This window comes from Kitasatospora sp. NPDC056651 (assembly GCF_042792155.1).
GTDB lineage: Bacteria > Actinomycetota > Actinomycetes > Streptomycetales > Streptomycetaceae > Kitasatospora.
Map to the genome: position 1 here is coordinate 1 of NZ_JBHTWX010000194.1, position 6,591 is coordinate 6,591.

Annotated in this window: 7 protein-coding genes; 2 read left to right on the top strand and 5 right to left on the bottom strand. The window is 69.1% G+C overall.

The window, feature by feature from the left end:
* The 5 genes from ACFRAR_RS37795 to ACFRAR_RS37815 all read right to left on the bottom strand — a co-directional run.
* Positions 1 to 545 (bottom strand): methyltransferase domain-containing protein (locus ACFRAR_RS37795; protein WP_380704836.1); only part of this gene is annotated, 545 nt, incomplete at its 3' end.
* Positions 546 to 813: 268 nt separating this feature from the next.
* Positions 814 to 1,665 carry a hypothetical protein gene (locus ACFRAR_RS37800; protein WP_380704838.1) on the bottom strand — a complete coding sequence of 284 codons (852 nt, stop codon included), beginning with the start codon at positions 1,663 to 1,665 and terminating at the stop codon, positions 814 to 816.
* Positions 1,646 to 2,536, bottom strand: coding sequence for an aldo/keto reductase (locus tag ACFRAR_RS37805; protein WP_380704843.1), 891 nt, complete (start codon positions 2,534 to 2,536; stop codon positions 1,646 to 1,648). Before ACFRAR_RS37805 ends, ACFRAR_RS37800 begins: the two co-directional genes overlap by 20 nt.
* 5 nt (positions 2,537 to 2,541) lie before the next feature.
* Positions 2,542 to 3,732: a cupin domain-containing protein gene (locus tag ACFRAR_RS37810; RefSeq protein ID WP_380704839.1), complete on the bottom strand. Its 1,191-nt coding sequence runs from the start codon at positions 3,730 to 3,732 to the stop codon at positions 2,542 to 2,544.
* Between the two features lie 14 nt (positions 3,733 to 3,746).
* A complete protein-coding gene (locus ACFRAR_RS37815) occupies positions 3,747 to 3,884 on the bottom strand; it encodes a hypothetical protein (RefSeq protein ID WP_380704840.1) in 138 nt (45 codons plus the stop codon).
* A 308-nt stretch (positions 3,885 to 4,192) separates the two neighbouring features.
* Between ACFRAR_RS37815 and ACFRAR_RS37820 the strand changes: the two genes are divergently transcribed.
* Positions 4,193 to 5,608 carry a helix-turn-helix transcriptional regulator gene (locus ACFRAR_RS37820; RefSeq protein WP_380704841.1) on the top strand — a complete coding sequence of 472 codons (1,416 nt, stop codon included), beginning with the start codon at positions 4,193 to 4,195 and terminating at the stop codon, positions 5,606 to 5,608.
* A gap of 44 nt (positions 5,609 to 5,652) precedes the next feature.
* The gene (locus ACFRAR_RS37825; RefSeq protein ID WP_380704842.1) at positions 5,653 to 6,330 is read left to right on the top strand and encodes a RibD family protein; all 678 of its coding nucleotides are present in this window, start codon (positions 5,653 to 5,655) and stop codon (positions 6,328 to 6,330) included.
* The last annotated feature ends 261 nt before the right edge of the window (positions 6,331 to 6,591 follow it).

Sequence of the window (6,591 nt, forward strand, 5' to 3'; positions counted from 1 at the left end):
GCAGTGGAGTGGATCCGGTCGTAGGGGCCACCGGCCGGGTGGCCGAGAAGGCCGTCGCCGACGACCCGGCCGGGCTTCGACCCGATCGCTGCCAGCCGCTCCCCGGCTGCGGCGGCCACCGCCGGGTCGACCTCGACCGTCGTCACGGCCGCGTCGCCAAGTCGGTTGCACAGCAGGGCGCTTGTCCAGCCCGTTCCCGTGCCGATGTCGAGCACCGCGTTCCCGTCCATGACGTCCAGGTGGCCGAGCATGGACGCGACCAGGGACGGCACGGAGGCCGACGACGTGGCGATGCCGGGCCCGTCCTCGCCGCCGTCGTCGACCTGCGTGACGACCACGCCGTCGGCGTTCACCAGCGCCCACCAGGCGTCCGGCTCTTCGGCCTTGGTGATCCGCCGACAGCCGGTCGGGGCATCCTCGTCCGGGGTCCACACGGTGTCCGGAACGAAGGCGGAGCGCGGGGCGCGCTCGAACGCGCCCCGCCACTCCTCGCCCAGCGCGCCGGCCTCGGTGAGGTTCGCGAGCAACTGCGCGTACTGGTCCATCAGTTCGGGCTCACTTCTTCTTCGGCGGGTTGGTAACGGGCTTGGTCCACCGGCCGTCCGACTCCTTCGGGGACTGCTTCTTGTCCCCGGACTCGCCGCCCTTGCCGTCTCCGTGCTCGCCCACGTCGAAACTCCTCTCAGTCGGTCGTGCCGGTCACCCGCTTGGCTGCGCCACCGGGCACACCAGTCCGGGGCCCGGCGGGGCTGGCGGCGGGGCGGCGACGGGATGGGGGCTCGACTTGCGTGCTTCGCGGTGGCACCACCGCAGTCACCCGGTGAGTTCGGGGTCCGCGATGGTAGGCGGCCGGACGCCGGTCAGCTCGGCCGCTCGGTCGGCCAGCAAAGGGGCCAGCTCGGGGTACCAACCTCGGGCAACGGCTTGCAACATCTCGGCCAGGGCGACCAACTCGCCGATCCGGCCGGCGGGGCTGTCCAGCACCGATGCGAACTCCAACCGGAGACGGGTAGCCACCGTGGGGACGAGCAGACTGTTGGCGTGGAGCAGGCCCGGATCGTAGCCGACAGGCACCAACCCCCAGCGCTCCCAGTCGAGCAGGGTAAGCGGGGCCGTCAGATTGCCCCAGTGCAGATCAGCATGGCCGGTGACCCGTTCGACCTTCTTTGGTGCGGGAACACCGAGGAACTGCGGGAAGGCTCGCTCGATCCACTCGGGCCGGATAGTGGTGCGGACGCCCTCCGCCTGGCCGAGCCTGCTCAGGGCCCGGCGCAGGCTGCTCCACCATTCGTCCGGTAGGCCGGGGTCGTGAGCAAGGTCAGCCCGATCCGGCGAGATGACCGGGAAGGTCACGTAGTCGGTGACCTCTGCTTGGTAGACGTGCTCGCCCTCCGGCCAGTCGATCATGTCGTGCAGCTGTGGTCGGGGGACATCGTCCGGAATCAGGGTGGACGCGCCGACGATGCCCTCGCCCGGCTTCCGCTGCGCGTTGTCCTTGGTCGTGCAGTTGACCCGCAGCCACCGGTTGCCGGCTCGTCGGCCCATCGTTCGGCCCTGGAAACCCCAGACCGCGGGGCCGGTACAGATCAGCCCCAGGAGTAGGGCCGCGGTGTGGTGGGCGGCCTCCATGCGAGCCCGGGTCGCCTCATCCGGCGGCGAGTTCATCAAGGATGCTCCTCAGACGTTCAGGTGCCAGGGGGATGGCCACGGCCTTGGTCGCATCGTCCCAGTGTTCCGGAGTGCTGGCCGACACGAGGACCACATCCAGGCCCGGTGAGGACGCAACTGCCAGGAGTGCAGCCGCTGGAGCCGACAGGCCGGGACGAATGAACTCCGCCAGTTCGGGCGTCATCAGGCCTGGCAGCTCACCGCCGTGCAGCGGTGCAGAAGCGAAGGTGGTGACGCCGGCGTCTTGCGCCTCGACGAGCGGCCCACCGCCACTGAGCGCTTGGTCGATGGGACCGGCCATGACCAGGCTGACCGGCTGCTGAAGGCCGGTGAAGTGGTGCGAGGCTGAGCCGGCGGCCTCCTCGGCGAGGCCGAGCAAATCGGGCACCGTGAACACGCCCGAGGTCAGGCCCGACCAGGTAGCGACGCCGTACCCGCCGATCTGGCCGCTCTGGGCCAGCTCCTCCAGTACCGCGAAGGCTTCCCGGAGCTCCAACTGCACCTGAGCGCGGTCATGGCTGACTCGCTCAGGATTGTGGACGAACACCAGATTGGCGCGACCGAGCAGGCGCAGCGTGCGCTCCGTCTGCCACCGGATGAAGGTCGGCGCGAGACTGTGGCCGCGCGCCACCTCGTCGGCGGTCAGTACGCCGGCCCCGACCGCGGCTCGACCGTGCTCCGCCGTGTAGAAACCGGTCTTGGTTGACAGCCTGACGGCTGGGAAGTCGCCTACCACCTGCGCCAGGTGCTGCTGGGCGAAGCCATCCGCATAGTTCGGGGCGGTATCGACCCAAGCAGCACCGGCCGCGAGGGCGGTGCGCGCCGCTTGAGCAACGACGCGCACCCGGTACGTCCCCAGCCCCAACATCGCCGTCACAGCGCTGTCCCGACAACCGCAGCCGCTTGGCCCTCGATGAGTACCGACACCAGGGCGGCCACATCCTTGACCTCCAGGCCGGCGATCTCGGCCAGTGCCCCTAGCGTGGCCGGCTCCCCGGTGAGCAGCCGCCGGAGCAGCGGAGTGGCCTGGACAGCGAAGTCCCACGCCGTGCCCGCCGCCGCCAAGGTGACGACGCCCTCGGGCGCGCGCTCCGTCAGCCTGGCCCGTGGCGCGGTCAGGCGCACGGCCACCCCAGCCCTGGCGGGCACGCCCTCGACGTACGGCAACGAGGTGATCGCCCGACCGTAGTGAGTGGTGTCCACCGACTCGGCCCACCGACTGACCAGGTTGGGGTCGGTCAGCTCGCTCAGCACCTCGACGCGCAAGTTCTCCACGTAAGTGGCCTGCTCCAGCGGCGAAGCGAATCGGGGCACGTCCAGACGCAGTGCAGTACGGGACCGCAGCTGGTCGACCACCCAGGTCAGGAGATCGGCTCCGGTGTTGGTGACCAAGCCGAAGGTGAGGTGCAGCGATTCCGAACCCTGGTCAGCCGACACCGTGTGCCACCAGCCGCGCGGCAGGTAGAGCACGTCGCCGGCCGTCAGCACGATGTCCGCGACCGGCTCGCCTTCGGGAGCGTCCGGGCTTTCGACGTCTCGGAACGTTGGGGCTTCACGGGTGGGACCGTAGAGCCGCCAGCGCTTGGCTCCATACATCTGCACGACCACCACGTCGTGGTCATCCCAATGGGTGCCGAAGCCTTCCTTCTCGGTCCACGAGGCATAGGCGTTGACCTGTACCAGCGTGCCGAGGAAGCGCTCCAGACCTTCAGCCGCCGCTCCGATGGGCGGGTGGATCTTCTCGATGGAGTCGAGAACGAGCGAGGCCCCCTCGGCCAGGCGGGCGTGCAGCTCGGCCGGCTGAACGCGGTACCACGTCACCGACCGGCGGGTGGTCACCGGCAACGCGTACCGGTGCAACGGCAACATCTCGCCGTTCAGCGACAGCCGCAGCCTTGGGGGCTCCAGCCGCTGCGTGGCCAAAATGACGTTGAGGTCGTCCCAGGAGAGCAGGTCGGCAACATCGGCGACCTGCCCGGGGATGACGGCGTAGGAGCGGTTGAACGTCTGGGCGAGGAACGAGTCCTCGCCCAGACGCGCCGCCCACGAGGCAGCATCAAGCATCGTGGGCAGCCGGATCAGTCGTTGCCGTCGGAACGGCCGCTGCTGACATCGGACGGCTGCTCGGTGCGAGCCCGCGCCGCCGCGATCTTCCGCGCCGCGACGAGGAGACCGCCCTCAGTGGACGGAGGCGCCGGGGTGCTGTTGTGCACCATGGTGGTCCTTCCCTTCTGTATGGACACTCCCACCGGAGTTCCGGCGGGAAGACTTTGGTGGTGGAGCGCCGGCCAGGCTTAGAGGAGCTGACACGAGGCCCGGATGCGGGCATTGGCCGACCGAACCCAACGATGCTCAGAGCCGCTACGGGGCCGACTTCGTCCGGCAGGTCTCTACAGAACCACCCTCTAACCGGCGCGAACCAGAGCAGAATTGGCGCATCGATGTCGCAGCCAAGATGCATACCTGGGCGTGACCTGGCGCGTTGTCAGGGCAGACGGTTTGGCGTAGCAGAGGGCGGGAGCCGATGGCGGTCAAGCGGGAGCGGCTCGCTCACCGGCGCAAGGACGCCGGCCATACCCAGGAGACCCTGGCCGACGCCTTGGGAGTCCATCGCTCGACGGTGGTGCGGTGGGAGCGGGGCCAAGGCGATCCACAACCGTGGATGTGGGTGAAGCTGGCTCGGCTGCTGAGGATCAGCACCACCGAGTTGAGGGCGATCTTTGCCGCACCGGATCAACCAGCAACTGTTGTGGAGCCGGCGCCTGCTCCACGGGCCGAAGGTCCACATCTCCTGACGCCGCTACCTGACCTCGGAGATGCCGACATCGGGCCACCCGAACTCGGTGATCCGGAGCAAGAAGCTGCCACTGTCGGCTCGTCCATGGCCCTGATGGGCGACGGCGTCAGAGTGGGCTGCCGCACGTCTGACGGGAGGATCATCTTCGTGACCATGCCGCGCCGCGACATACTCCGTTCGGCCGCCGCAGCCGCCGGCGCGACGCTGGTCGTGGGAACTGCGAGTGCGCCTGCGGCGAAGCCGCTGCTGTCTCCCGACCTGCACCCCGTCGAGAACCTGCGCCGGCTGCGCAAATCCCTGGTGGAGTGCGACAACGTACTGGGGCCGCGAGACGTCATCGCCAGTGCCCTGGATCACCTGCGTTTGATCCAGCAGCTGCGCCGCGACGCCGCCGGCCGTGACCGGCAGGGCCTCATGCAGGTCCAGGCCGAGTACGCCGAGTTCTCCAGCTGGCTGTACCAGGACAGCGGAGACCACCGGGCGGCACAGTACTGGGCGGACCGGGCCCTCGATTGGTCCAACGCTGCCGGTGACCACGAACTGACCGTCTACGTCACCGCCCGCAAGGCGCAGCTGGCCGGCGACATGAAGGAATCGCTCGACGCCATCGATCTGGCCGAGTCGGCCCAGCGGATCGCCCCACCGGGCAGTCGCCTGGTCGCCATGGCCAGGGTTTACGCGGCGCACGGTCACGCACTGGCAGGCGACGAACCGGCCTGCCAGCGGGCGTACGACGAGGCGCTGGAGCTGGTGACTGGCCCCAGGGACGTGCCAGTCAGCCGCGGCCGCTGGTTGGAAGCCGCCTACGTCGAAGCGCAGCGAGCACGCTCACTGGCCGTCCTCGGCCGCTATGAGGTTGCGGTGAGCAGGTTCGACCAGGCGATCCGGGCCTTGCCGGCCTCGTTTCGGCGTGACCGCGGGGTGTACCTGGCTCGGTCCGCTGGGGCGCAGCTGCGTGCCGTCGGACCGGAGCAGGCCGCGATCACGGCAATTGAAGCCCTGTCAGTGGCAGTGGCCACCGGGTCGGGGCGGATCTTTGGCGAACTGGCCTCACTCGACCACCAGTTGCAGCGCTGGCAGACCGTGGCTGAGGTCGTGCAGTTCCGCCAGGCTCTCGACAGCGTCATGCTCCATGAAGTGTGATCTCCCCAGGACCACGACACCGCCCCGCGAAGAACGGAACCACGATGGCCGAGCGCCCCTTCGTCCTGCTGAGTGTTGCCACCTCGATCGATGGCTACATCGACGACACCTCTCCGGAGCGGCTGCTGCTGTCGAACGCGGCCGACTTCGATCGGGTGGATCAGGTGCGGGCCGAGTCGGACGCCATCCTCGTCGGCGGCAACACCCTGCGCAGCGACAACCCGCGCCTGCTGGTCAACAGCGACAAGCGCCGGGCTGACCGCGTGGCGGCCGGCAAGCCGGAGTACCCGCTGAAGGTCACCATCACGGGCAGCGGCGACCTGGACCGCGACCTCAAGTTCTGGCACTTCGGAGACAAGAAGGTCGTCTACACGACCGACGCCGGCGCCCTGAAGCTGCGCGACCGCCTGGATGGCCTGACCGACGTCGTAAGCACCGGAGACACGGTTGCCTTCGGCGCCGTGCTCGAAGATCTGGCGACCCGCGGCGTGAGCCGCCTGATGGTCGAGGGCGGCGGCCAGATCCACACCCAGTTCCTCTCCCAGGGCCTGGCTGACGAGATCCACCTGGCCGTGGCGCCGCTGCTGGTCGGTGAAGCCGGTGCGCCCCGCTTCGTCTATCCGGCCGAGTTCCCCGGTGGCAGCACCCATCGGATGCAGTTGCTGGGGGCGGAGACGGTGGGCGACGTCGTGCTGCTGCGCTACGCGCCGCAGGAGGTGTAGGTCCGAGCTTTACCGAACCTGAAAGCGTGATGTCGGGGCCGTTCGCCTGACAGCTGCCGGGCGGGTCCGGCAGCCCTGAGCTGTGAGATACACACAGGGCGGCGGGTTGACCGACGCTGGACACCAGTTGGCCGAACACGGGGCACCCGCGAGGCCCTCGCCCTGGGCTTGGGTTCTAACGGTCCTCGCAACACCCGCGATCTGTGGGAGTTGCGAGGACCGTGGGCGTTAGGCGTGATGATCTTGCTGAGTTGCGGGAGC

Excerpts from the sequence above, each read along its gene's own strand:
- ACFRAR_RS37805 (WP_380704843.1), bottom strand. The coding sequence starts at position 2,536 with ATGTTGGGGCTGGGGACGTACCGGGTGCGCGTCGTTGCTCAAGCGGCG.
- ACFRAR_RS37820 (WP_380704841.1), top strand. The coding sequence starts at position 4,193 with ATGGCGGTCAAGCGGGAGCGGCTCGCTCACCGGCGCAAGGACGCCGGC.
- ACFRAR_RS37800 (WP_380704838.1), bottom strand. The coding sequence starts at position 1,665 with ATGAACTCGCCGCCGGATGAGGCGACCCGGGCTCGCATGGAGGCCGCC.
- ACFRAR_RS37815 (WP_380704840.1), bottom strand. The coding sequence starts at position 3,884 with ATGGTGCACAACAGCACCCCGGCGCCTCCGTCCACTGAGGGCGGTCTC.
- ACFRAR_RS37825 (WP_380704842.1), top strand. The coding sequence starts at position 5,653 with ATGGCCGAGCGCCCCTTCGTCCTGCTGAGTGTTGCCACCTCGATCGAT.
- ACFRAR_RS37810 (WP_380704839.1), bottom strand. The coding sequence starts at position 3,732 with ATGCTTGATGCTGCCTCGTGGGCGGCGCGTCTGGGCGAGGACTCGTTC.